Source organism: Nitrosospira sp. Nsp13 (genome assembly GCF_900101945.1).
Classification (GTDB): Bacteria; Pseudomonadota; Gammaproteobacteria; order Burkholderiales; family Nitrosomonadaceae; genus Nitrosospira; species Nitrosospira multiformis_D.
This window is the reverse complement of record NZ_FMVD01000001.1, coordinates 645902-670679: the sequence shown is the minus strand read 5'-3', so window position 1 is coordinate 670679 and position 24778 is coordinate 645902. Positions and strand designations below refer to the sequence as shown.

The 24778-nt window shown below is 52.0% G+C and carries 22 protein-coding genes; 13 read left to right on the top strand and 9 right to left on the bottom strand.

The genetic code is table 11. The annotated features are described in order from the left end of the window. Positions 1-136: 136 nt before the first annotated feature. The 7 genes from BLO43_RS03060 to BLO43_RS03035 all read left to right on the top strand — a co-directional run bounded on the left by BLO43_RS03060 (position 137) and on the right by BLO43_RS03035 (position 9153). Positions 137-502, top strand: coding sequence for a hypothetical protein (locus tag BLO43_RS03060; RefSeq protein WP_090905721.1), 366 nt, complete (start codon positions 137-139; stop codon positions 500-502). Further along, positions 499-660: a hypothetical protein gene (locus BLO43_RS16690; RefSeq protein ID WP_175443834.1), complete on the top strand. Its 162-nt coding sequence runs from the start codon at positions 499-501 to the stop codon at positions 658-660. Before BLO43_RS03060 ends, BLO43_RS16690 begins: the two co-directional genes overlap by 4 nt. A 78-nt stretch (positions 661-738) precedes the next feature. After that, positions 739-2862, top strand: a complete 2124-nt coding sequence (tkt, locus tag BLO43_RS03055) for a transketolase (RefSeq protein ID WP_090905720.1) — start codon at positions 739-741, stop codon at positions 2860-2862. 180 nt (positions 2863-3042) lie between these two features. Further along, a complete protein-coding gene (locus BLO43_RS03050) occupies positions 3043-3609 on the top strand; it encodes a lipocalin family protein (RefSeq protein WP_090905719.1) in 567 nt (188 codons plus the stop codon). A gap of 250 nt (positions 3610-3859) precedes the next feature. Then, on the top strand, positions 3860-6244 hold the full coding sequence (locus tag BLO43_RS03045; RefSeq protein WP_090905869.1) for a Tex family protein: 2385 nt from the start codon (positions 3860-3862) through the stop codon (positions 6242-6244). Between the two features lie 574 nt (positions 6245-6818). After that, on the top strand, positions 6819-7403 hold the full coding sequence (locus tag BLO43_RS03040; protein WP_090905718.1) for an adenylyltransferase/cytidyltransferase family protein: 585 nt from the start codon (positions 6819-6821) through the stop codon (positions 7401-7403). 58 nt (positions 7404-7461) lie between these two features. Beyond that, positions 7462-9153, top strand: coding sequence for a hypothetical protein (locus BLO43_RS03035; protein WP_090905717.1), 1692 nt, complete (start codon positions 7462-7464; stop codon positions 9151-9153). 509 nt (positions 9154-9662) lie between these two features. On the opposite strand, the gene BLO43_RS03030 is transcribed toward BLO43_RS03035, so the two are convergent. Then, entirely contained in the window at positions 9663-10343 is a 681-nt protein-coding gene (locus BLO43_RS03030) for an oxidoreductase (protein WP_254773294.1), read from the bottom strand. A 26-nt stretch (positions 10344-10369) separates the two neighbouring features. Between BLO43_RS03030 and BLO43_RS03025 the strand changes: the two genes are divergently transcribed. Further along, positions 10370-11089: a transposase gene (locus BLO43_RS03025; protein WP_090905716.1), complete on the top strand. Its 720-nt coding sequence runs from the start codon at positions 10370-10372 to the stop codon at positions 11087-11089. A gap of 267 nt (positions 11090-11356) precedes the next feature. On the opposite strand, the gene BLO43_RS03020 is transcribed toward BLO43_RS03025, so the two are convergent. From BLO43_RS03020 to BLO43_RS03010, 3 genes are all read right to left on the bottom strand, one after another. After that, positions 11357-11674: a PepSY domain-containing protein gene (locus BLO43_RS03020; RefSeq protein ID WP_090905715.1), complete on the bottom strand. Its 318-nt coding sequence runs from the start codon at positions 11672-11674 to the stop codon at positions 11357-11359. Positions 11675-12019: 345 nt separating this feature from the next. Continuing rightward, the gene (locus tag BLO43_RS03015; protein ID WP_175443833.1) at positions 12020-13237 is read right to left on the bottom strand and encodes an NADH:flavin oxidoreductase/NADH oxidase; all 1218 of its coding nucleotides are present in this window, start codon (positions 13235-13237) and stop codon (positions 12020-12022) included. Between the two features lie 69 nt (positions 13238-13306). Further along, positions 13307-14956, bottom strand: coding sequence for a tetratricopeptide repeat protein (locus BLO43_RS03010; protein WP_217628013.1), 1650 nt, complete (start codon positions 14954-14956; stop codon positions 13307-13309). A 245-nt stretch (positions 14957-15201) separates the two neighbouring features. Between BLO43_RS03010 and BLO43_RS03005 the strand changes: the two genes are divergently transcribed. Next, positions 15202-15675, top strand: a complete 474-nt coding sequence (locus tag BLO43_RS03005; RefSeq protein ID WP_090905714.1) for a hypothetical protein — start codon at positions 15202-15204, stop codon at positions 15673-15675. 26 nt (positions 15676-15701) lie between these two features. Here BLO43_RS03005 and BLO43_RS03000 read toward each other — a convergent pair whose 3' ends face one another. The 4 genes from BLO43_RS03000 to BLO43_RS02985 all read right to left on the bottom strand — a co-directional run bounded on the left by BLO43_RS03000 (position 15702) and on the right by BLO43_RS02985 (position 19216). Next, on the bottom strand, positions 15702-15989 hold the full coding sequence (locus BLO43_RS03000) for a hypothetical protein (RefSeq protein WP_139149226.1): 288 nt from the start codon (positions 15987-15989) through the stop codon (positions 15702-15704). Between the two features lie 151 nt (positions 15990-16140). Then, positions 16141-17223, bottom strand: a complete 1083-nt coding sequence (locus tag BLO43_RS02995) for an alpha/beta fold hydrolase (RefSeq protein WP_254773293.1) — start codon at positions 17221-17223, stop codon at positions 16141-16143. Positions 17224-17325: 102 nt separating this feature from the next. Beyond that, complete coding sequence (locus tag BLO43_RS02990) at positions 17326-18519, bottom strand: tetratricopeptide repeat-containing protein (RefSeq protein ID WP_090905712.1); 1194 nt, start codon at positions 18517-18519, stop codon at positions 17326-17328. A gap of 250 nt (positions 18520-18769) precedes the next feature. Further along, a complete protein-coding gene (locus BLO43_RS02985; RefSeq protein WP_090905711.1) occupies positions 18770-19216 on the bottom strand; it encodes a VOC family protein in 447 nt (148 codons plus the stop codon). A gap of 166 nt (positions 19217-19382) precedes the next feature. Between BLO43_RS02985 and BLO43_RS02980 the strand changes: the two genes are divergently transcribed. The 4 genes from BLO43_RS02980 to BLO43_RS02965 all read left to right on the top strand — a co-directional run bounded on the left by BLO43_RS02980 (position 19383) and on the right by BLO43_RS02965 (position 22546). Further along, a complete protein-coding gene (locus tag BLO43_RS02980; protein ID WP_090905710.1) occupies positions 19383-19886 on the top strand; it encodes an anthrone oxygenase family protein in 504 nt (167 codons plus the stop codon). A 93-nt stretch (positions 19887-19979) separates the two neighbouring features. Then, positions 19980-20327 (top strand): bleomycin resistance protein, encoded by a 348-nt coding sequence (locus tag BLO43_RS02975; RefSeq protein ID WP_074634273.1) that lies wholly within the window; start codon positions 19980-19982, stop codon positions 20325-20327. A 70-nt stretch (positions 20328-20397) separates the two neighbouring features. Next, positions 20398-20838, top strand: coding sequence for an SRPBCC family protein (locus BLO43_RS02970; RefSeq protein WP_090905709.1), 441 nt, complete (start codon positions 20398-20400; stop codon positions 20836-20838). A gap of 205 nt (positions 20839-21043) precedes the next feature. Beyond that, on the top strand, positions 21044-22546 hold the full coding sequence (locus BLO43_RS02965; protein ID WP_175443832.1) for a flavin monoamine oxidase family protein: 1503 nt from the start codon (positions 21044-21046) through the stop codon (positions 22544-22546). A 33-nt stretch (positions 22547-22579) separates the two neighbouring features. On the opposite strand, the gene BLO43_RS02960 is transcribed toward BLO43_RS02965, so the two are convergent. Then, positions 22580-24751, bottom strand: a complete 2172-nt coding sequence (locus BLO43_RS02960) for a hypothetical protein (RefSeq protein ID WP_090905707.1) — start codon at positions 24749-24751, stop codon at positions 22580-22582. Positions 24752-24778: the final 27 nt, after the last annotated feature.

Here is a 24778-nt window from a genome sequence, read left to right as displayed (position 1 = left end):
CAATGTGCGCTCCCTCCTTTGTTCTCCCAGTCCATTATGAAATGTGGCATATCGTACGGAACCCGGGCATGCAGGCTGCCATCATCTGTTTGCAATGGCGGACAATGGATCAAGAAATCTCAGTCAGGAGAAAGTTATGGCAAATATTATTGCCGGACGTTTTGAGACAAAAGAGGAAGCTGATTCAGCGGCATCGTCGCTAGCGAATTTTGCAGGCAGGGATAACATTTTCATTTTTTTCAACAATCAGCCGGGTGCGCATGATTCAGACCACGATGCAGCCAACGAGGACGACGAAGGTGCAGCGAAGGGCGCAGCAACCGGCGCCGCCTCTGGAGTAGTGGTAGGCGCGACCATCGGCACCCTGGTGGGAGGTCCCGCCGGTGGCGGGATAGGCGCGCGGTTGGAGGATACGCCGGCTCGCTGTATGGCGCGGCGAGCGGTCTTTCGGAAGAAGGCGAAGCCACGAGCCAGGAGCCTCGGCCGAGGCCGGCGGGAATGATGGTAGCGGTTCGAGTGGCCAAACTGGAACTGAAGCAGCGTATCATCGATAGCCTGAAACACTCCGGCGCGAAAGACATCGAAAGTGCCCAAGGCGCGTGGGAAAACGGAGAATGGGTGGACTACGACCCGGTAGCTTATCCGAAACTGATTCATTGATTCCATTTCCTGCTACTTCCCAGTAATATTCACAGGAACATCGTATCAACTCGCCGGTACCCGGTGTGGAGGATAAAAATGTCAGAGCAGCCGAACGAAGGCTATAAGGGTGCAACACACGATGCAGCCTTGGATAACCTGTGCATCAACACCATACGCGTACTGTCCATGGACGCCGTGCAGAAGGCCAACTCAGGCCACCCTGGACTGCCTATGGGCGCGGCAGCCATGGCCTACGTTCTCTGGACACGCTTTCTCAAATTCAACCCGCACGATCCGCTGTGGCCGGATCGTGATCGCTTCGTCTTATCCGCCGGGCATGGTTCAATGCTCCTCTATAGCCTGTTGCACCTGACAGGCTACGATCTGCCCCTGGATGAGATCAAGCGCTTCCGTCAATGGGGCAGCCGCACGCCCGGCCATCCCGAGCGCAGCCTTCATACCCCCGGGGTGGAGGTTTCGACCGGTCCCCTGGGACAGGGGTTCGGCAACGGCGTGGGCATGGCCATTGCTGAGGCATGGCTGGCAGGCCGCTTTAATCGTCCCGACCATAAGCTGGTAGATCACTATACTTACGCGCTTGTTTCCGATGGGGATCTCATGGAAGGCGTTGCAGCGGAAGCGGCATCCCTCGCCGGACATCTTCGCCTGGGCAAGCTGATCTACCTTTACGATCAGAATCACATCACCCTCTCCGGCGCAACGGATCTCACATTTACCGAAGATGTCGCCCGGCGGTTTGAGGCATATGGATGGCATACTCGTGGCGTGCCGGACGGCAACGATACGGACGATCTTGACGCCGCCTTGCGGGAAGCGCAGGCCGAGACGGGGCGGCCATCCTTGCTGCTGGTGCGAACGCATATAGGTTACGGGAGCCCCAAAAAGCAGGACACGTTTCACGCCCACGGGGCGCCATTGGGCGAGGAGGAAGTGGCCGCCACGAAAAAAGCGCTGGGTTGGCCTACGACTGATACGTTTTTTCTGCCGCCCGAAGCCGTATCGCATTTCCGCCAGGCCATTAACCAAGGGGCAACGGATCAGCAGGCGTGGCAACGGCGTCTGGATGCGTACCGGTCTGCCTATCCGGCGGAAGCTGCCGAATGGGATCAAGTCATGGGTGGACGTTTGCCCACGGATTTTGCGGCAGGACTGCCGGCGTGGAAGCCCGAGGACAAACCGGTATCGACGCGCGTGGCGGGAGGACAAGTTTTGAACGCTTTGGCACAGCGTATCCCGAATATTATCGGCGGTTCGGCGGATTTGAATCCCTCCACCAACACGGCTCTAAAAGAGCAAGGTGATTTTCAGCCACCGGACGACACACCAGGCATCTCCGGGGCCGTGGGCGGCAAGTGGGGCCACACAGGGCGTAACCTTGCCTTTGGCGTTCGTGAGCACGGGATGGGTGCGATAGTCAACGGCATGGCTGCGCATGGAGGCATACTCCCGTTCAGTGCAACGTTTTTCGTCTTTTCCGATTATATGAAGCCAGCCATCCGCCTTGGCGCACTCATGGGACTGCGGGTGGTGTATGTCTTCACGCACGACAGTATCGCGGTTGGCGAGGATGGCCCGACTCATGAGCCGATCGAGCATTTGGCCGGGTTGCGGGCGATTCCGGGCTTGACTGTCATTCGCCCGGCTGATGCCAACGAGACTGCGGAGGCTTGGGTGATTGCGGTGCAGCGGTCCACTCCGACCCTGCTGGTATTATCCCGGCAGAATCTTTCCATTCTGGATCGTTCCTTTTCGCAAGAGGCGGGGGTTGCGCGTGGCGCATATATTCTTGCGGAGGCAGCAGGAGGCGCGCCCGAGGTATTGCTTATTGGAACAGGATCCGAGGTTGACCTATGCGTCAAGGCTCAGTTACGGTTGAAGGAGCTGGGGGTGCGCGCCCGAGTGGTTAGCCTGCCGAGCTGGGAGTTGTTCGCCGAGCAGGACAACAGTTATCGGGAGCGTGTCCTGCCTGCCGCTGTACCAAAGCGCGTCACCATCGAAGCCGCGGCTTCTCTCGGATGGGAAAGATTTGCGGGGGCAGAGGGAACGGTTATCGGTATCGACCACTTCGGCGCCTCGGCCCCAGGAGAGGAAGTCATGAAGCGGTTCGGTTTTACAGCCGAGCGTGTTACCGCTGCCGCACTCAGGCTGCTTGGGCGTGAGGCGGAAGCGGCGCGGGAAGGCGCAGGCACAGACGAATAGGGCGAAACCGCCGTGGCGGCGACGGCACCTTCCGAAGGGCATTCCTGACGCGCGCAGTTACAGCTTCGACGCCGATAGGTCTACCCGCATCGCGCATGCTCAGTAAATCAGCTGCCGGAGGAGTAGCCTTGCAGCATGAAGGCATATCATTTTTCAACATGACTATTGAAGGGAATCTAGATGCAAAAATTATTGCTTATGCTGGTTGCGGCGGGCTCGCTCATGCTGGCGGGATGCGAAATCGGGGTTCCCAAGGGCATTACACCGGTGAAGAATTTCGATGCCCAGCGATATCTCGGAGACTGGTTCGAGATTGCGCGACTCGAGCATTCGTATGAAAAAGGGCTGAACAACATTACGGCCAATTACAGTCTTCGTGAAGACGGCGGCATCCGGGTCCTGAACCGCGGGTATGATCCGGAGAAAAAAGAATGGCGGACGGCAGAAGGCAAGGCATATTTCGTGGAAAGCCCTGATATCGGCTATCTCAAAGTATCGTTCTTTGGTCCTTTTTACGGTTCGTATGTGGTGTTCGACCTGGATGAAGCCTACCAGTATTCCTACGTCACTGGACCGGATCGCAAGTATTTGTGGTTTCTTTCCAGGACCGCGCATGTCGATGACGCAGCACTGAAAAGGTTCATAAAAAAGGCTGATGAGCTGGGATTCGACACGACGAAGCTCATTTATGTCGACCAGGGAGGGGTAGAGGCGCCAAAAACACAGGCGATGGGTGCCAGGGATTAAGCGCTTGCACCTGAAGCGTCCGGTAGAAAAAATTCTTCTTATCTATTTCGAAGCCCGAACGTGGCGTGATCGGGAGATCAATGCCATTGATTTGCACTCTGCCCGTGCGGCACCTGCCTCCAGATACCCGCCTCATCTATCGATGATATGATGGGCGCGGTCCTGCATCGGACCTGCCTCGGACCTGCCTCGCCATGCTTGGCCTATTCACAGATAGTATTCCTCCATAAAACCTATGCTGCCATCCACCATGCTACCCACCATTACGCAACGCCTGTCTCTCGAACTCGCCGCCCAACCCCCGCAAGTCGCTGCTGCGATAGCCCTGCTCGATGAAGGCGCCACCGTGCCGTTTATTGCGCGTTACCGCAAGGAAGCGACGGGCGGGCTGGACGATATCCAGTTGCGCCTGCTGGAAGAGCGGCTGACCTACCTGCGCGAATTGGAGGACAGGCGTGCCGCGATCATCGCTTCCATTGAAGAGCAGGGTAAAATGACACCGGTATTGCTGGCCTCGATCAACCAGGCGGAAGACAAGACGCGCCTCGAAGACCTGTATTTGCCGTTCAAGAAAAAGCGCCGCACCAAGGCACAAATCGCGCTGGAGGCGGGGTTGGAACCGTTGGCGGATGCGTTGCTGGCTAACCCAATGCTGCCACCCGAGGAAGAAGCCGGTAAATACCTGAAACCCGCTTTTACCACCAATCAGGGCGATAACCCTGGTGTGGAAGATGCCAAAGCCGCGCTTGAAGGCGCGCGCCAAATCCTGATGGAGCGCTTTGCCGAAGATGCAACGCTGCTCCAGTGGCTGCGTGAATACTTGCTGGCGCATGGCGTAGTAGAGTCGAAGATCGTCAAAGGCAAAGAGGAGGCGGGCGCCAAATTTTCCGATTATTTCGACTCTTCCGAAACAATCAATACCATCCCTTCGCACCGCGCCCTGGCGATGCTGCGTGGCCGCCGCGAGGAAATCCTGCATGTCGACTTGCGACTCGATTCCGAAGCGGAAAAACCCAGATGGGATGCACCGCTCAATCCCTGCGAGGCACATATTGCCACCCGCTTCCGCATCAAGAATCAGGGCCGGCCGGCTGACGCATGGCTGAGCGATACTGTCCGCTGGACCTGGCGGGTGAAGAGTTTTCCCCATCTGGAAAACGAGTTGATGGGCGCACTGCGCAAGCGTGCGGAAACCGAAGCCATCCACGTTTTTGCGCGCAACTTGAAGGCGCTGCTGCTGGCGGCACCCGCCGGGCCGCGCGCCACCATGGGCCTCGACCCTGGCCTGCGCACCGGCGTCAAGGTGGCGGTGGTGGATGCCACCGGCAAGGTCATGGAAACCGCCGTGATTTATCCCCACCAGCCGAAGAACGATTGGGAGGGGTCACTTCATATTCTGGGGAAACTGGCTGAAAAACATGGGGTAGCGTTGATTTCCATCGGCAACGGCACGGCCTCGCGGGAAACCGATAAGCTGGCAAGAGACCTGATCAAGCTGCGCCCCGCGCTCAAGCTGACCTCGATCGTGGTCTCGGAAGCGGGCGCGTCGGTCTATTCCGCTTCCGAATTCGCTTCGCGAGAATTGCCCGATATGGATGTCTCGCTGCGCGGCGCCGTATCCATCGCCCGCCGCTTGCAAGACCCGCTGGCGGAGTTGGTGAAAGTGGATCCCAAGTCCATCGGTGTCGGCCAATACCAGCACGACGTGGCCCAAACCCAGCTGGCACGCTCGCTCGATGCCGTGGTGGAGGATTGCGTGAACGCGGTGGGGGTGGATGTCAACACCGCCTCGCCGCTTTTACTGGAGCGGGTGTCCGGACTCAACAGCACCGTGGCGCAAAGTATCGTTACTTACCGCGACAAAAAAGGAATGTTCACCTCGCGCGCGGCTTTGCGCGAGGTGCCACGCCTGGGCGACAAGACCTTCGAGCAGGCAGCGGGTTTCCTGCGCATCATGGACGGCGACAATCCGCTGGATGCGTCCGCCGTGCATCCCGAGTCGTATCCGCTGGTGGAAAAAATCATCGCTGACCTCAAGCAGGATATCAAGGGGATTATCGGCAACGGCCAGCTATTGAAGTCGCTGAATCCGGCGAAGTATGCCGACGGCAAGTACGGCATCCCGACCATCAGCGACATCCTGGGTGAACTGGAAAAGCCGGGCCGCGATCCGCGTCCGGAATTCACCACTGCTACTTTCAAGGAAGGCGTCAATGAGATGAAGGATCTGCAGCCGGACATGATCCTCGAAGGCGTGGTGACCAATGTTGCCGCATTCGGCGCATTCGTGGATATCGGTGTACATCAGGATGGGCTGGTGCATATCTCCGCGCTTGCCGACAGGTTTGTGAAAGATCCCCATACCGTGGTCAAGGTGGGGCAGGTGGTAAAGGTCAAGGTTGTGGAGATTGATGAAAAGCGCAAGCGGATTGCGCTTACGATGCGGTTGGCGGATACGGCAGGACAGCGTGAAAGCAAGCCTGAGCAGCGTAGCAACAAACCCGAACATCGTGGTGGCGGAAGGTACGATTCATCGCGGCACGGGAAGAAAAATGAGCTGCAACAGCAGCAGAAAAAAAAGGAACGCGAGCCTAATGGCGCAATGGCGGCGGCTTTTGCGAGATTAAAGGGTTAATTCAAGGATCAATCGAGCCTGACCCTATTGGTTTGCTAAAGCAATGGAACTGCACCTTGCCGTGCAATCTGTGAAGAAAGAGGCCGTCCATGCGTAATACAAAAACTTTGAGTAAAGTGGGAAAATTTTTCAAGATGCCGGCAGAGTTTTTCAACCACAGTTAAAAATAGCAGCTGCCGGCAGATCCATTTTTTAGCGAAAAGTGGGAAATCGCATCAATTTCTATTTCTTTGCTTTAATATCCGATGCAAGGTTGACCGATCCACTTTCAATAATCCGGCCATGCTGGATATCGTTTCCCGATCTTCGGTAATCATTCTTGCCGCATGACTATTCAGAATGGATCGGGCTCTGTACAGCCTTGCAAATAGCCTGCAGATGATTAAATGCATTTACATATTTTTCTGGATGATCATAATTATCGAATGCTAAAGTTTGACTAAATTTATTTTTTACCTCAACAGCAGAAATTTATTGGGATGCTGCTATAGTTAAATCGCGCCTTAAACTCAAGTGTGTGGGCTTACGCACGGCGTCTGTTCATTAAGTACAGATTATTACGGGATAATGGCTAATGGGTTGCGCAACCATCAGATCAAATTGGATCCAATCAATAAATTCCGAAATCGAGTTGGAGCCAGCTCGACGAAAAATATTTGGTTATGATCAACGATCAGAGATAGCCATTGATAATCTTGTGCTGACCAAGGGTACTTTTGATATTTTACACGCGGGTCATTTAGCGCTCATCTCCTATTGTTCGAGACTTCGCACGTCACTGCCTCAAGGTCGACTTGCAATAATAGTAGAATCCAATGAGAGTGTGAAGGAGAGAAAAGGGCCGGAACGTCCTTATCAGGACGAAATGGCCAGAGCGCTTCAAATCGCTTTGTTGCAAGATGTAGATTATGTAATCGTATCTGCTTATAGCAAAATTGTTGAGCTAATTAGTTTCCTTAAGCCTCGCTATTATATCAAAGGAATGGATACGACAATCTTGGATAATACATGCGAAAGCACGGGACTGGTCAATATCGACCTGGAAAGAAATCTGGATTTATCCGTTCTTGAGGATGTATCCAGAGCAATTATATTTACGGATGATGGCGAACTCTCCACTTCAGTTTTGATAAAAAATATTCGGTCAAAATCTGTATAGATCCCAGCTGATATGCGTAACTTAACTAATATTTCCTATTATCAATAGGATCTTTTATATGACAAATAATATTACTTATGAGCAAGTCGAGGAATATCGTAAGGAAGTAAACGGCCCTCTACAACGCCTCTTACAAGATCTCGAGACCTACCTTGCTGCAGGAAGAGATAATCGAGATTCGCCTATTCCAATTTATCTAACGAGGTGGAGAGTAAAAAGTGTTAATAGTATTTATATAAAAACGAAACGAAAAAAATACGAATCATTAGATGATATAACGGATTATGCTGGTTTTAGGATATTGTGCTTATTTGAACGTGATCTCATTGAAACTACGAAATACTTGGCATCTTATCTAAAACGAGAAATTGATAAGATGATGGAAGTAAAGCTCTTTAATTGGGAGGAGAAGGGGGAGTCTAAGAATATTGGGAATGAAATAGAAGCCGCGATTAAGCATATATTTCCCGATACAGAAATCGAACATGTAAATCAAGAAGAGTCAGGATATAAATCAATTCATTTCTTGGTTTACATGGTTTATCACAATCAAAAATATCCTATTGAGATACAAGTGAGAACTTTATTCCAAGATGTCTGGGGTGAATTAGGTCATGCTCTTGTTTACAAACAAGGAAATGTTCATCCTCACATACAAAAAAGTTTTTATTTACTTTCTCGTGATATCCAAACTAATGACCTGCTTATGAATCATCTCCGTAGCATAAGCGATAAGGAGAAGTGCGTTGAAATATTCTCAAACCGACATACTGGACCATATAAAGTGTTCGGTTATGAAGATAGAGTGTTACCGGCTATTTTTAAAAATGAAGGTAAGTGTAAATATATTTACAGCACGTATATGAGTCAGGTTAACAGTCCACGAAAGGAACAGGAATTAGATACTTGGATAGAAAATGCAAAAAACCTCTATAAGGAGATAACAACAAGCATTAGAAAAGAGGGAAATGAAAATGCGGATGAGGTATGGAAGGAAAAATATTGGATAAATGCAGAGGCCGGATTTTTAGCGTTTATGAAGGGTGATCATGATGAAGCAATTAAATTTTACGAAAAGGCTCTTAATGTAGAAAGGCCAAGGGACGAGATACAATTTTATGCACCTAATTTTCGTATTGGAGAAATATATTTTATAAAAGGGGAAATAGAGAAAGCTCTAGTATTTTTTGATCAAGCAGAAAACATTCTTCAAAAGCAAGAAGAGCAATCACCAGGCAAAGAGCGATCGATTAATGCTTATCGAGGCCATGTCAAAATGGCCAATGTATATTGGCAGCTAGGACGTGAATATGTTGATCGTGCATTGGGTGAAATACAAGAAGCAGAAAAAATATATAGGATGAACAAGACTTACTTCGATGAGGGGGACAATAGATCGTTAGTTAATAATCTATGCTGGTATTATCTTGAAAAATATATTTTTACCAAAGAGAAAACCCCTAAGGATGAAGAACAAAAAAACCAAGTAGAAGATGCTTATATAAAAGCGGAAACGAAGTATAAAGATTTAGAAAAAACCTTAAAGGATCCTGAAACAGGGGCGAACGCGTTTGATACGGCAATGTGGTTTTGCCTCATGTCTTATTATAAGACTGGAGAATTAGATTTCCTAAAAAAGGCAAAGGAGTATTGCGAAGTGGGGAGAGACAAGAAGATTTATTCGACAAACAAAATCTTATCCCTATATGTATATAGAAACCACATTCAAGAGATAATGAGCGCAAATTAAAGACTTTTAAAACCAACATGCTTAGCAATTAATCGCATGTCAATGCATCTTATTTATATGTCTGTAGGATCAAAGGTATTCATTTGATTAAATTAGGTTAATTAGGTAAATAGACAAAAACCCTTAACAACGAATACAGTATATTTCATAATGACGGCCACGTCAATAGCACATGATAAAAACCAGTTTTGTCAATACGATATCGCCACTTCTATCGTTAAATAATCGATTCTACGGCTTCCTGACAGACTTGTACAGCTTCGTTCATAGAACTTACATGTATTGGATGAGCTTACCAAACCGCAATCCCCAAACAGTAAAACCTTTAGCACCCGTTTTTCTATGTGGTTATTCCAATTGCCACGAGTTACTAGAAGAATTATTAAATCTGACCCGCTGCCTGTTTTATTGATATAAAACAACTTACGCCCCGCGTTTTTGACTATATTGCATGTAACGCCAGCTCTTCAAATCTTTTACCCCATTAGAGACTTCTTGTAGCCCAGCCCTTATTTTGCTCGTCGTTTCACCGCATAGCCATATTGAATCGGCCATGCCGGTCCCTCCCCCATGGAGTGTTGCGCCTTGATGGCCCAGTAGGGTTCTCGCAGCAACTCCCGGCCGATGAATACGAGGTCCGCCTGGCCGCTGGTGATGATTTCATCCGCATATTGTGGATCGGTAATCATGCCCAGGCCGCCGGTGCGGATTTTCGCTTCCTCGCGGATACGCCGGGCGAAAGGAATCTGGTAGCCCCTTGATACGGGAATCTTCGCATCGGGAGTCGCGCCGCCGGAGGAGACGTCGATCAGATCCACGCCCAGCGCCTTCAGCTCCCTGCACAGCGCAATCGATTGCTCGATATCCCAGCCTCCGTGGGTCCAATCGGTTGCGGAGATGCGCACGAAAAAAGGCAGGTCATGAGGGATGATTTCGCGCAACCGTCCGGCGAGGCGCAGCAATAGCCGCATGCGATTCTCAAGGCTACCGCCATATTCGTCGGTGCGCTGGTTGCTGATGGGCGAGAGAAACTCGTGCATCAGGTAGCCGTGAGCGGCATGAAGCTCGATGAGCTTAAAGCCTGCCGCCAGCGCGCGTTTCGTGGCGGCTTTCCAGGCGTCGATGCAATGCCCGATATCCGCTTCCTGCACGGAAATAGGGGACAGACCACTGTTTTCTGCTAGACTCACCCAGTGTTCCTTACTGAAGTCGCACCATGCCGCGCCGAGCTCGTCTTGTCTTACCCAATATTCCCCTGCACATCATCCAGCGCGGCAACAATCGCCAGGCTTGCTTCTTCACTGATGAGGATTACTCAATCTATCTAGACTGGCTGGCCGAGCACGCCAGCAAGACAGGCTTTCAGGTTCACGCCTATGTGCTGATGACTAACCATGTACATCTACTGATTTCGGCTGATGGGGTCGAGGCGCCGGGATTGTTGATGAAGGCACTGGGTCAGCGTTACGTCCAGTATGTAAATCGCACCTACCGGCGTAGTGGAACGCTCTGGGAAGGGCGTTTTCGTTCCTGTTTGATACAAGACGAAATCTATCTGCTGGCTTGTCAACGCTACATCGAGTTGAATCCGGTACGGGCGGGCATGGTAGCGCATCCGGCGGAATATCGTTGGTCAAGTTACCGGGCGAACGCGCTGGGCGAGGTTGATGCCTTGGTGAAACCACATTCACTTTATGAGATGTTGGGTCTGGATGCCGCAGCCCGACAGGCAGCATACCGCGCGTTATTTCGCCACGAATTGGAGCCGCCATTGATGGATGAAATCCGGCGAGCCACAAATGGCAATTTTATACTTGGCAACGAACGTTTCGCCGTGCAAGTGTCGTCAGCCATAGGAAAACGAGTGATACCCGGAAAACCAGGACGCCCGCGCAAGACGTTGGAACCAGAATCAGATAAATTATTTCAAGAGTAGTGGAGAACCGTGGTCTGTCCCCATTTTTCCCTGATGAACGTTTCGCCGTGCAAATGTCGTCAGTCATAGGAAAACGAGTAATACCCGGAAAACCAGGACGGCCACGCAAAATGTTGGAACCAGAATCGGATAAATTATTTCAAGAGTAGAGTAGTGGAGAACCGTGGTCTGTCCCCATTTTTCTTGCATTTTTCTTGAGTTTTGCTATTGGTTTTCTTTCTTCTGATACCCCGCGCTCTTGGCGCGAGGTGGTTCATTTGACGGACACTACAGATGTTTTACCTTGAGGAGCTTGCCATCTTCGTCGACCCTGATCTCAATTTCCTTACCATCCGGTTTTTCTACCTCAGCTTCATAAACGGTAACGATTTTGTCGCTATCGAAATGAAGGATTCGAACGTGCTGTGTTTTCGTTTCCTTCTCAATTTCCTCAATTTTTCCACCGCCTGCGTGATCGGTTATCGTTTTCTGAACTGCAGGCGGTACATCCGCCCACGGAATTCTCTCCTCTTTTCCGGCAAAAGCCGAGGTTGCGAATACTATCGTGGCGGGTAGAACAACTGACATGAATAATTTCGTTTTCATTTGTGACCTCCTATCTCATCTTCAGGAAACACACTCGTCAGAACATTCTATTTTTAAAAACTAATCAAAATAAAGGGCGAGTTTGAACGATAAACGCAGATCAGAAAGCGGTCTGTGCGGTAACGCACTTAAGCTGCTTTTGTAAAAGGCAGTAGTATCCGGCTCAGATGATCATGTAACTATCTGATTGGAATGGCATTGGGGACAGACCGCGGTTTCCTGCTAACGGCGATTCCCATCGTTATAAAGAATAATGAATAATAGCTTTTTGAGTGAAATCCATTGGTCGCAAGTAACGCGAGCTATCCAGCCTTTTTCCATCACGGACTTCTTGTATTCCCGGCCTTATTTTGCCCGACGTTTCACCGCATAGCCATATTGGGTCGGCCATGCTGGTTCCTCCCCCATGGAGTGTTGTGCCTTGATGGCCCAGTAGGGCTCTCGCAGCAGCTCACGCCCGATAAAAACGAGGTCTGCCTGGCCGCTGGTGATGATTTCATCCGCATACTGCGGGTCGGTAATCATACCCAGGCCGCCGGTGCGGATTTTCGCTTCCTCGCGGATACGCCGGGCGAAAGGAATCTGGTAGCCCCTTGATACGGGAATCTTCGCATCGGGAGTCGCGCCGCCGGAGGAGACGTCGATCAGATCCACGCCCAGCACCTTCAGCTCCCTGCACAGCGCAATCGATTGCTCGATATCCCAGCCTCCGTGGGTCCAATCGGTTGCGGAGATGCGCACGAAGAAAGGCAGGTCATGAGGGATGATTTCGCGCAACCGTCCGGCGAGGCGCAGCAATAGCCGCATGCGATTCTCGAGGTTACCGCCATATTCGTCGGTGCGCTGGTTGCTGATGGGCGAGAGAAACTCGTGCATCAGGTAGCCGTGAGCGGCATGAAGCTCGATGAGCTTAAAGCCTGCCGCCAGCGCGCGTTTCGTGGCGGCTTTCCAGGCGTCGATGCAATGCCCGATATCCGCTTCCGACATGGCCGCTGGAATCGGGTCCCCCGCGTCGAAGGGCAGGGGGCTGGGCCCGATAACCGGCCAGCCACCTTCGGTAGCGGTTTTAAGGCTGCGCCCGCCGGTCCATGGTTTATCGCAACTGGCCTTGCGCCCCGCGTGAGCGAGCTGGATGCCGGGAATGGCACCTTGCGTCTCCACGAACCGCGCAATCCGGGCCAATGGCTCGATATGTTCGTCTTTCCAGATTCCCATGTCGGCAGGTGAGATGCGCCCCTCGGCGGTGACTGCCGTCGCCTCGACCATTACCAGTCCTACGCCGCCCATCGCCCGGCTGCCGAGGTGAACCAGATGGAAGTCATTGGCAAAACCATCCTCCGCCGAGTACATGCACATCGGCGACATTGCGATGCGGTTGGGGAAAGTGACGCCGCGAATGGTCAATGGAGACAGCAGATCGACTTCAGGCACTTCGCGGTCATGCTCGCACTGGCACTGACTTTGAAAAGCGTCTTGTACTACGCTTTCGCTGGTATTGGTAAACAGGTCATTTGCCGGGCGACGAGAGGGGTGCTCGAGTTTGTCGGGGTCATATTGGGACATGATTTTTCCTTTCTTAAAAGAATTGCCTGCCAATCTGGCGTGGGGAATTGATTGAGGCGGTTGCCGCAATCACTGTTTCCCGAGAAAGGCCTTGGCCTGGGCCAGTTCATCACGCGCGGTATCGTGATCGGCCGTCAGGATCTGGAGCCTGGCATAATAGTCGCGAGCCTCCTTCCGGTTGCCTGACGCCTCCGCTGCGCGAGCGGCACCGTAAATGCTGCGGAAGCGGTTGGGATCGCGCTTCAGGGATTGCTCGAACTCGGCAAATGCCTCTGCCGGACGGTCGAGCTCAAGCAGCATTTCTCCCAGCAACTCGCGAGAAGAAGCGACATTACCCGGACTCACCGGGTGCTTGTCGCTTGCGTCTTCAGCTTCCGCGGCGGCACGCATCCACCGCACTGCCTCGTCGTTTCGACTCTGTGCAAAAGCAAGCCAGGCGTTGGCTGTCTGAATTTGATAGTCGGCCTGACCCGCCCAATAATCCAGTTTAGTCGCCGTCATCGTTTCCTTGAGTGCCTGCAGTCGTGCGATATCCTTGCGGGCGGCCGCGATATCTCCACTGCGCGCGGCGCCCAGGCCGCGGGCAAAGACAAGGACTGCTTCAGCCTGCGGGAATTTGCTCCAGGTCAGCCCGGCGGGCGACAGCTCGAGCGTGGCAGCGCCTTTCCAGTCGCCGCGTTCTAGTGCAAAGCGGGCGGGAATGGCGGCGAAGGCGTAAGCGGCCGGGAAATTTTCCACATTGACCTTGCGAATCGACGTAGCTTCGTCCACAAGGCGTTTGGCTGCCTGGTCTTGCGCTTGCTGGAGATGGGCGAAAACCATGTAGTCCATGGCGTGCAGGGCATCATACGCACCAATGCCGAGGGTCGTTTCCTTGAGTTCGCTCTTGGCTGCAAGATAAGAGGCGCGATTGCTTTCCACCATTTCATGCCAGAGGCCAACCCGGCTGAAGATGTGCGATGGCATGTGCAGTGCGTGTGGCACCGAAGGCGCGACCCTGGCGTAGACTCTGGCTGCGGGAAGTCCCTTTTCCGCCAGCTGGGCATAATCATAGGTGTGGATCAGATAGTGGGCGACGCCCGGATGATCCGGATACTTCCTGAATAACGGTTCCAGGATATTTGCCGCTCTAAGCTGGTTAGCGAAAGTTTTATCGGTAGGCAACGCTGCAGCGTTGAGCACGAGAGCGTGGAGGATCTGTGCTTCGGTATCGTGTGGGTAGCGTGCTGCCACGCCTTTCATTGCTTCCTCGAAGGCCAGTAGCCGTGGCCGGTAATCGGTTGTTTCCCAATCCTTGAAGAACGCGGCCAACGCGGCAATATAATCGCGTTCACGCTCGCTCCCGGCACCTACGCGCTGGGCGTCGGCCACGGCTGACGCTCCTTCCTTCCATGCCTTTGGGATGGGCGGCCAGGTGAATGGATTGCCTATGGACATGATCGCAATGCCCCAGTATGCCATGCCGCATTGGGGATCATGCTGGAGCACTTTTTCAAACGAATTGATCGCGGGATAGAACCAGAAGGAATGAAATAGGGCCATCCCCCGGTTGAATTCCTTCTGCGCCTCGGTGCTGCAGCTGATCGAGAAGTTTACTTTGCCCAGTTTTTCACGCGGGGCGGTTCCCATGGGATCGTGTTCCTCATGTCCCCAAGCTCCAGGCGCCCCGATGCAGAGCGATATCGTCAGCATCCATGATGCGGTTTTCGTCAAAGCCATGCTATCTTCCCAAGTGTCCAAGTATATTCATAATAGTACAGCCAGATGGAATTTGTACTTGGGGACTGGAACTTTGGAAGTGCAATTGTGGTTAGTCATCGCCAGCTCCCTTTATTGTTGTTGTGATTTGTATCAATGGAATCACCCTGCAGGGATTCACGGAAAACCAGGGTGGCCACACAGAATATTTGCAACCAGAATGAGATAAAATATTTCAGGAATAGCAAAAAAAGTACTGGAAAACAGTGGCCTACCCCCCTTTCCTCTCATCTGGATTCATCGCTCTGGCCTGCGTGCTGGCATTGCCGGGCTGTGCTGGCCGCATGCCGCCTGCCAATCCGGCTGCGATCGCCATAGCCGTGCCCGTGCATGCCTCTCGGCCACAGTCATTCACCGAATTCAATGAGCGGGTCGCCGAGGCCATTCGTCGTGGAGAGAGCTGGCCGCGCGAGCCGGTGCTCCTGGTGCGGAACTTCGCATTCTGGGGAGCGGAGCGCGTGGGGGCGCTCCTGTGGCACGGCCCCGGCGAGCAGCCGGGCCGTTATCATTTCGTGGCCATTAATGACAATTTGCTGGATGATTCGGTACGTGGCCATCGTCTTGAGGTGACCGTGGAGCGCCAGCCTGATAACTCGTGGCGTATCGTCGATGCACGAATGAGCTGGCGCTGCTGGCGCAAGAATGAGAGCGACGCCTTCGGTATCGACAGGTGTCCGTAGTTGATGTGAACGTGATGTCCGGGAAATTAATCCGGGGGAGCCGGAGGAGTAGAAACAGGCGAGGCAGTTGGCGCTATGCCCACGCTGGGCCCGCTTTCCCTTGCCCAGAACACCCTGGATTCAGGCCATCCGATGAGTGGTTCTTCATACGCGTAAGGGACAAGCCACTCATAGCACCAGAAAATGGGGTAGCTGCTTTTACGCTCGATAGCGCCTGCCTTGTTTCTGATATAGAGCACGTATTCCGTCATTTCCTTCTTTATGCTTTGTGAGAATTGCCTGTTATTCATGGTTTGCGCAGTGAGGATAGGCATAAAATCCAGGGTCGTATGAAATCCTGAATTGTACGGAAGGTTTATTGCAGGACCTTTACCCTTTGAATACATGTATTTGACAGGCGCGCTCTTGGCCGCTTCTAGCTGCTTTTCTTTACGGGAAAGCAGGGCACCATTTTTCAAATTTTCTCTAATGTTTATTTGGCTTTGATAGGGGAAGCACTTCTTCAATCAATATCTGGTTGAATTTCGCTGGTTCTTCAAAGGGCGGGTTGTGCGCCGATCGCTCGAACCAGACAAGGCGCTTGTAAGGTGCCTTGATCATTCCGAAATATTGTTCGGCCAGGATGGCCGGAACATGCCGGTCATGGCGTCCAAGCAGAAAAAATATGGGCATATCAAAGGATTGGTAGTGCTCGCTCAAATTAAGCCGTGAGATCTCATCCTCAAGCTCTACCAGGGAAAAGCGATTGCCCTTCCCGAATTTGACGAGGTCGATCAGGTTGGCCTCATCGGTCTTGAGGGCCGCCCAGATAAGCTTCCCTGTGGAAAGGTCAGCGTGGAATACGCCACCGAATCGTTCGACCCATTTGCCAGTGGTCAACTTCTCATCCACTGAATCATAGGGAGGCGGACCGATGGCCTTCAATTCCGAGACCGCGCTGGCGTTGTTCCGCTTCGTTGCCTCCGAAGAAGCAAATTCGTAGGATAGCTGACGAGTCCGCGGTACATCGGCAATCTGCGCAACGCCTACATAAGCCGAGACTTTCTCCGGATATCGGGAAGCGTAGATCGTACCCAGCACCGTGCCCCAGGAGTGGCCCAGCAGCACGACCTTATCCTTGTTGAAACGCCGCCTTACCCATTCCACGACTTCGTCGAGGTCGTGCACAAACTGCGCGATGGTCATGGACGCCGGCGGGATATCGGAATGGAACGAGCGTCCGGCTCCACGCTGTTCCCAGTACACAACCAGGAAATGTTGTTCGAGGGGGGAGTTGTAGTGGCGAAAGAGCGCCGATTCGCTGGTGCCGGGTCCTCCATGCAGGATGATCAGCGCCGGACTGGATTGGGATGCGCCGCGTAACCAGATGCTTTGGGATATGCCGCCGATGAGCACGGTTTCCATGCTCGCGATGCTGCCGGGCAGGGTGCGGCCCGCCGTATCCTTGAATGGCACGGTATGTACGCAACCGGTGATCATCAACAGTAGCAATGCCAGGGTGGCTGCACGGTTGATAAAGACAAAGTCCATCAGTTTTTTGTTTGACAACCCTGAATCAATCGGACGGATGCCACGAGTGTAAAACGGGGGCAACGGCGATTGTGATGGTTTCTCAGGAACGCCAGTAACCGAAGTTGTTACCGCCTGGAGTTATCGCGGGGTGGCCCGGAAGCTTGCCAGCCGCACACCCAGTTTCTCGGCTGCGTTGGTCTGATCCGTTGCGCGGTAGAGTTTTGCAAGGTTGTCCAGGCTCCTTTCCACGTTGGGATGGTCAGGGCCGAGGGTGCTCTCGAAAATTCCCAGCGCGCGCTGGTAGAACGGCTCAGCCTGTGCGTACCGGCCCTGGGTGTGATAGATGAACGCCAGGTTGTTCAGGCTTGTCGCCATGTCAAGACGGTGAGGACCGGGGGCCTTTTCTAAAATTGCCAGCGAACGCTCATAGAACGGCTCGGCTTGGGCATACTGGCCCTGGATACGATAGAGTTCCGCAAGGCTGCTCAAGTCCCTCGCTACATCGGGATGGTCAGGGCCGAGAGTTTTCTCCCGTATCGTCAGCGCGCGCCGGTAGAGCGGCTCGGCTTGGGCATATTTGCCCTGGGTGTGATAGATCACCGCAAGGTTGTTCATGCTTGTTCCCACATTGGGGTGCCCAGGGCCGAGTGTTTTCTCATAGATTCCCAAGGCGCGTTCGTAGAACGGCCCGGCTTGCGCGTACTGGCCCTGGGTGTGATAGATCAGCGCCAGATTGTTCAGGCCCGTTGCCATGGTGGGGTGATCGGGGCCGAGTGCTTTCTCCCGGATCGCCAATGAACGTTCGTAGAGGGGTTGGGCCGATGCATACTGGCCCTGTATGCAATAGAGCTCTGCAAGGTTATTCAGCGTTTGGGCTATATCGGGATGGTCAGGGCGGAGGGTTTTCTCCCGGATCGCCAGGGCGCGCTTGTAAAGTGGCTCGGCCTCCGCGTAACGGCCCTGGGCGCGGTAGAGTTCCGCATGGCCATTCAGGCTTGTCGCCACAAGGAAATGGTTGGGGCCAAAGTACTTTTCCCGGATCGCCAGTGCGCGCTTGTAGAGTGGCTCAGCTTGCGCGTAGTGACTATGGTCGCGGTAAAGTTCCGCAAGGTTGTTCAGGCTGGTTCCTGTATTGGGATGGTCAGGGCCCGCTGCTTTTTCCGCCAGGGCAAGCGACTTCTTGATCGCCGCAACCGCGCGGTCATACTGACCCTTCCCGTAAAGCGATATCGCCTCCTCGCTGATCATCTGCCATTTCGACTCCTGCGCATGAGCAGGCACCGTCATGCCCAACAAGAGGGAGAGGAGGAGGGCGAGCGGGAATGTTTTCATGGATTCCTTACGAGCAGGCCGCAGGTGAATGGGAACAGAAAGCAAACCAAACCAAACAACGTCAAGCCGATTAAGCACGTATTCATTGCAATCGCCGATTTTCTTACAATCCGAATCTGGCGCGCGCGTAGTATCGCACAAGAGTCAGGTTTTTGATATCCCGCACGCTGGGCATGCAATAAAAAAGCGGGCCTTACACCTACTTTCCCCGTGGACCACTTTGAAAACCCACCTCAAATCACGCGGCACCTTACGGTTCGATTCCTTTCTTGCGCAGTTCCGCTTTTGCCTCTTCGCTCTTGTCCAGATCCAGGCCCATGAAATTCAGCACCGCAGGCGTCTTCGTGAATTGCAGATCGCGGTACTCGACGACTTGAATGCGGTTGCCCCATGGGTCGAGAAAGTCCAGGGTATTGCCTTCGAGAATCTTCGCCCCCGCTGCTGCGGCGAGTTCCCGCACATGGGAACGATCATCGACGACGAGGCCGAAATGCCTGTCATCGTCCACACCCTGCGATCGCCCTTCAGTCAATGCAATGAACTGATCGCCCATGTCGATGAAGGCGGCGCCTCGGCCACGGCCCCGCAATTCGAACGTAAAGATGCGGGCATAGAAGGCCAGCGCTTCGTCGATATTCCCGACCTCAAGCGCGATGTGATTGACACCGACCAGGTGTGGTTTCGTTTTCTCGTCCATGCTGTTTCCTCCAAATGACTACCCGGTTGATTGTCGAGAATCTGCTGCCTGCATCAGGCTGCAAGGGTTGGCTTGTCCGGTAATTATCGATAGTATAGCCTGAAGGGGGCGTACTGAATGACGGTCAGGCATTCCTGTTTGTACGCCGGCAATCCAGGGCACGTCCATGACACTTGATGAGCTGCTATTTCCGTTGACGTTCCTGGCAGCGCTGGGTTGCGGGCTGATGGCGGGACTTTTCTTTGTCTTTTCGAATTCCGTGATGAAGGCGCTCGCCCGGCTCCATCCGGAAAGCGGTATTGCCGCCATGCAATCCATCAACATCGTGATTATCAATCCGTTGTTCCTGACCGTTTTTCTCGGTACTGCCGCCGCTTGCGTACTTCTCCTCATATACTCGCTCGTGCGTTGGCAAAGCCCGGGCACTGTCTGCCTCCTGGCTGGAAGCTTGCTCTATCTCATGGGTAATTATGGCGTAACGATGGCCTTCAATGTGCCGAAGAACAATGTGCTGGCGCGCATCGATGCCTTGAAGCCCGAAGCCGCAGGTGTTTGGCACGACTATGTCACTGATTGGACGAGATGGAACCATGTGAGGGCGATTACTGCGCTTGCAGCCGCAGCATTTCTCATTATTGCGTTTTGCCAGCTGCAGGCCGCCGGCCAGTAGGAAATGTAGAATGAGCGTGAATAAAACGCTTAATCTTCTTCCTGGTTGGAGAGCCAGGCCTGGATTCTGTTATTTTACACGGCAGGTGTAACCATGACTCATCTTATCCAATCCACGGTTCCGGTTCTTGCATCGCTTGACATAGACGAGACGATTGCTTTTTATACGAAACGTCTGGGTTTTATTGAAGCGCTGAGAATGGACGAGTATGCCATCGTAAGCCGTGACGGTGCCGAGATTCATTTCTGGCTTTGCTCCGACAGGCACATAGCGGAGAATACGAGTTGTTATGTCCGCGTCGCCGATACGGACAGGCTATTTCAGGATTTCAGCGCCAGGGGATTGGCATTACGGCCGCCGGTCGTTCGGCCTTGGGGCATGAAGGAATTATATGTCATTGATACCCACGGTAACTTGCTGAAGTTCGGGGAGCGGGCATGATGCCAGTAATTTGATTTTGCCTGCTACGTGAGCTTGTTGCGAGCTGCTTTCTCCACCTACCTGAGAACCCATGCCCAAAGTCTACAATTCGATCATCGTTCCCGCTCCGATAGAACGGGTGTGGTCGCGGATATGCGACTTTCATGAATTTTCCTGGGCGCCATCCGTGATTGTTTCATGCGAGAAGGTGGGGAAAAGCGATGGCTATACCGTGGGTGCGAAGCGCCTGTTGAACGGACTGTTTCTGGATACATTGATCGCCTACAGCGCCATCGAGAAGCGGATGATGTATTCCATGGATGAAGGGCCGCCTCCAGTTTCATCGCAAGAGATTCATGAGTACATCGGCAATCTACATCTGCTGCCGTTGACGGCGGATAACACGACGTTTGTGGAATGGTCCGGTTCGTGGGAATCCGGAACCCCTGCCGCAGTGGAATATATGAACACGGTATACCGCTCCCTGCTCCGCGATCTTGCTGCGGAATTTGGTGCCGAATTTGGCACATGAGTTTTGTGGTAATGGCTGTGCGGGATGTCGTGCATACCGATCTGCCCACTCACCGGATTATCACGGCTACCATTTGTGCCGACAAATTGATGCGGGGTACAGTGGGCCTCAGCTGACTGATTGACCAGACGCTCCAGAAATCAAAGTGATAACGCAAAATTTCCCAAACCCTCCCTCCAGGCCGGGGCGAAGCCCATTATTCCGGTTGGTTTCAAAAGCCCTGAATAGTTCTGATCGGGGCTATAAGTCGCAGGCCAACGCAGATTACTCAGGATCGCGAAGAAATTTCCTCCGCTCAGCTGCCGCACTGACCGCCGCCTACGCAACACCGATACTGGCCAGCGTAAAAAAAGAAAGTCCGCGCATCGCCATCATAGGAGCGGGTATTGCCGGGCTTAACGCGGCATATGTATTGCGCCAGGCTGGATGTCAGGCCACGGTATATGAAGCGTCGCAACGGATTGGCGGACGAATACGCACCTCTCACGGCGATATCGCTCCAGGCTTGATAACGGAGCTGGGGGGTGAATTCATCGACTCAACGCATCTTGACATGCTCGCTCTGGCTAAAGCGTTCGGGCTTCCTTTGCTCGATACCGAAATCGAAAATGAGCGTAACCTGAAGACAATGTTCTTTTTCAATAAACGCTGCTATAGCGAAGAGCAGGTAATCGCCGAATTCAGACCGCTTGCAATAAAAATTGCCAGTGATGCGGCGCGCTTGTCCTCGAATATTACCGCCAGCGCGCATAGCAGCATCGACGCGGAGTTTGATGCCATTTCGTTGTCAGAATATCTTCATCGAATCGGCGCCAGCGGCTGGATTCTCGATTTGATCAATGTCGCCTATGTAACCGAGTATGGCCTGGATGCGAGCGAGCTTTCTTGTATCAATCTTTTGTCCATGATTGATGCAACCGTGAAAGACGGATTCAAGATTTTTGGTGAAAGCGACCAGCGCTTCAAAATTCAAGGCGGCAATAATCGCATCACACATGAGCTCGCGCAACGCATCGGGCAAGACATTCAATTTGGGCATCGGTTAGTTTCAATACGACCGAATGGTAAGGGGTTTTGTCTCGCCTTCACTACCCCAGGCAAAACGATTTCTGTTGATCCGGATTGGGTGGTCCTGACGCTGCCTTTTACGTTGTTGCGAGAAGTTGAGATGGAGGACATGCTACCGCCCATAAAGCGAAGTGCGGTCCGTACTCTCGGTTATGGAACCAATGCAAAACTTGTAATAGGCGTCGACAAGCGAATTTGGCGGGGGCAGGGGTATAGCGGCGAATGCTATTCCGACGAAGCATTCCAGACGGGTTGGGATGCGAGTCGGCTGCAGGCAGGATTTATCGGCGCATACACTTGCTATTTTGGCGGCAAACCCGGCGTAGAGATAGGTGCCGGCACAGCCGAGGAACGCACTCAAGAATTATCCCGCGCTCTCGAGCAGGTATTTCCCGGATTCGCTGGAAATCTTTCAAACACCAGCCTTCGCATTCACTGGTCTTCAGAGCCTTTTTCGCTGGGTGCATACTCGTGTTTTCGGCCGGGCCAGTGGACTCAGTTTAACGGCGAAATTGGACGCCGGATTGGCAATCTGCTATTTGCGGGCGAGCATTGCAGTACAGAATTTCAGGGCTATATGAACGGCGCCGCTGAAACCGGTCGTGTTGCCGCCCAGGCAATTATTGATACACTTCGGTAACCTCCAACTTTAAAAGAAACAGGCCCTCGATATTTATTTTTTAAATTTCAGCCCTATCAGAGACAATACCAGTACTAGAGCGAAGAAAATAAATCCGAACACATGCTGAATGCTTGGATCGTGTATACCAAGTATTTTAAGTATGGTTTGAGTACCTTGTGTTGCTGAAATAAACGCCAGCAGGCTCGCAATAAACCCGCCCACAATCCCGCGACGCAACAGCCAGGTTTCTTCAATCTGTTTTTGAAGCTCCACTAATTGTGATTGAACTATCTTGTGTTTTTGAGTGGAACCGCGTTTCTTTTTACCCTGCTTGAATAAAGTAGTCTCGGTTGGATAATTAAAAATTATCGGTAAATACCAGCTATGCAAATATTCAGCGGCGGCGTTATATGCCGTCTCCAGTTTGCCCAGATTAAGGACTGGCCGAATAGAAGACTCCTTTTTTTGCATTGATCGTATTGCTTCCTCCGCCATCAGTACCAATTCTTCATTATGGATAAGAACCGCATGAGGAATAATCAGATAGGGGCTGATCCCAATCGTTTTCCTACAGGTTTCAAAGGCACGGTCATCCTGTGCTATGGATAAAAGCGTGCATCGATTGAATTTTATAAATACGCTGCCATCTTCGAACGATGGTTCAAATGTATCCACGATTTCTTCAAAATCTGTTTCACCAAAATCAAAAATTCCGATGGTTATTCCCGACAATGCCTGAAGGATTTTTGCTGGAAGGCCATTTTCAGCCATTACAGTGCGAGTTGCCTCATGAGGATTATTCCCGGAACCTTGTTCATTTTTACTGCTTTCTTCTGTTTTTGACCGCGCCCTGATAGCATTCCATAACAATGTTTTTGTCTCTTCATTTTTTAGCAAAAGCTGAATCGTTCCACTTTTAAGTTCGAGCTTTTCATGTCGGGATGAGGGGCCTCCACAATTAGGGGAATTAGCCACCAACTTGCTAATCAATCCAATTATGGAAAGCTCCTCGTTGCCGTGGATAAACCTTATTTCATTAGCAAGCTTCTTTTTTGCAGAAGCAGCATCTTGTCCGGAGGGTTCCACGTATGGACCCGTATCTTCGGATCGCCCATCGTAGAGGCTGATAAGCTTGATGATTTCGAATTCGTTGAGCGGAGAATGTTGAGCTGATAGTGTCAAATGCCATATTCTTATCTTGCTATGCTTAAACTCAGTCATGCTAAGCATGCCATCGACGATTTTTTCTCTTTGATCGCAAATAAGCGCTTCAGCTCGCCCTTCAGAGGTATATTGGAATGATGGCGGAAATATTATCTTAACGGGATTCCCTTCTCCGAGTATATGTCTACTGATCAGCGGCGGGTTCACCTGAAACTGGTAATTCAATAAGTCCAATTCCATTGATCCGAAGACTCTGTCAGGCTCCGAATCACTACATTTTGCCTTTCTCTCGACAAAATGGAGACAAACCGATGCGGCTTTTAAAATGGATTCGCCTTTTAAAGTCAGCACCGGTATTTCTCTTGCTGGTAATTTCTTCAGCTTAACTTCCTTGGGCAAATCCTGTGTTATTTTGATGATATCGGCATTCGGCTCAGGCTCACCGGCGCTAATGGCTTCATTGAATTCAAGCAAAAATGGCGCAATATATTCTTTATCAATAAATTCCAGATCTGGCTTTTTCGGAAAACACAGCAGCAAAGAATGATAGCCCTGTTTTTCTTTCAACTCCGGCAGGCAGGGGATGTCAATTTTCCTGGCACCTAATCCCGTAAAACGAGCGATTTGTTCCTCGGCTTTTCTTCTTTCATCCATATCGGGATATTTTTCCGGATCTCTTGTTTCAGCGAAGAGGAGTATTTCCAACGAATCAGCCACATATTTGATTAAACGTGTGTCGATGCCCTTTCCTTGATGAGAGAGCTTCACGGCAAGATGAGTCCACAATCCCCAGCCACTCTTCCGGTAGTGCTTAAATACAAATCCGCCTATTACACGTGTTTCCTGATTCGGTTCTTGATTGAGGGCAATTGCGATATTGACCTGGGTAACCGAGGGTGAAAATTCTGAAAATGATCGCCGCCACTGTTCTGAATTCTCGCGCTCAATGGGATCTGGAAAAACAGATTCATAGATTTGAATAAACTCATCCAGGTAGGAGCAGGCAATATCGCGATGGATGGAGCGTAAATCGATAATTTCTATTTTTTCCTGGTTCATGATGTGAGCTGTTGAATCAATGAGAGT

Excerpts from the sequence above, each read along its gene's own strand:
- BLO43_RS03020 (WP_090905715.1), bottom strand. The coding sequence starts at position 11,674 with ATGAAAACGAAATTATTCATGTCAGTTGTTCTACCCGCCACGATAGTA.
- BLO43_RS02990 (WP_090905712.1), bottom strand. The coding sequence starts at position 18,519 with ATGAAAACATTCCCGCTCGCCCTCCTCCTCTCCCTCTTGTTGGGCATG.
- BLO43_RS03015 (WP_175443833.1), bottom strand. The coding sequence starts at position 13,237 with ATGTCCCAATATGACCCCGACAAACTCGAGCACCCCTCTCGTCGCCCG.
- BLO43_RS03000 (WP_139149226.1), bottom strand. The coding sequence starts at position 15,989 with ATGCCTATCCTCACTGCGCAAACCATGAATAACAGGCAATTCTCACAA.
- BLO43_RS02970 (WP_090905709.1), top strand. The coding sequence starts at position 20,398 with ATGCCCAAAGTCTACAATTCGATCATCGTTCCCGCTCCGATAGAACGG.
- BLO43_RS02975 (WP_074634273.1), top strand. The coding sequence starts at position 19,980 with ATGACTCATCTTATCCAATCCACGGTTCCGGTTCTTGCATCGCTTGAC.
- BLO43_RS16690 (WP_175443834.1), top strand. The coding sequence starts at position 499 with ATGATGGTAGCGGTTCGAGTGGCCAAACTGGAACTGAAGCAGCGTATC.
- BLO43_RS03035 (WP_090905717.1), top strand. The coding sequence starts at position 7,462 with ATGACAAATAATATTACTTATGAGCAAGTCGAGGAATATCGTAAGGAA.
- BLO43_RS03010 (WP_217628013.1), bottom strand. The coding sequence starts at position 14,956 with ATGGCTTTGACGAAAACCGCATCATGGATGCTGACGATATCGCTCTGC.
- BLO43_RS03050 (WP_090905719.1), top strand. The coding sequence starts at position 3,043 with ATGCAAAAATTATTGCTTATGCTGGTTGCGGCGGGCTCGCTCATGCTG.
- BLO43_RS03060 (WP_090905721.1), top strand. The coding sequence starts at position 137 with ATGGCAAATATTATTGCCGGACGTTTTGAGACAAAAGAGGAAGCTGAT.
- BLO43_RS03045 (WP_090905869.1), top strand. The coding sequence starts at position 3,860 with ATGCTACCCACCATTACGCAACGCCTGTCTCTCGAACTCGCCGCCCAA.
- BLO43_RS02980 (WP_090905710.1), top strand. The coding sequence starts at position 19,383 with ATGACACTTGATGAGCTGCTATTTCCGTTGACGTTCCTGGCAGCGCTG.
- BLO43_RS02960 (WP_090905707.1), bottom strand. The coding sequence starts at position 24,751 with ATGAACCAGGAAAAAATAGAAATTATCGATTTACGCTCCATCCATCGC.
- BLO43_RS02985 (WP_090905711.1), bottom strand. The coding sequence starts at position 19,216 with ATGGACGAGAAAACGAAACCACACCTGGTCGGTGTCAATCACATCGCG.
- BLO43_RS03040 (WP_090905718.1), top strand. The coding sequence starts at position 6,819 with ATGGGTTGCGCAACCATCAGATCAAATTGGATCCAATCAATAAATTCC.
- BLO43_RS03025 (WP_090905716.1), top strand. The coding sequence starts at position 10,370 with ATGCCGCGCCGAGCTCGTCTTGTCTTACCCAATATTCCCCTGCACATC.
- tkt (WP_090905720.1), top strand. The coding sequence starts at position 739 with ATGTCAGAGCAGCCGAACGAAGGCTATAAGGGTGCAACACACGATGCA.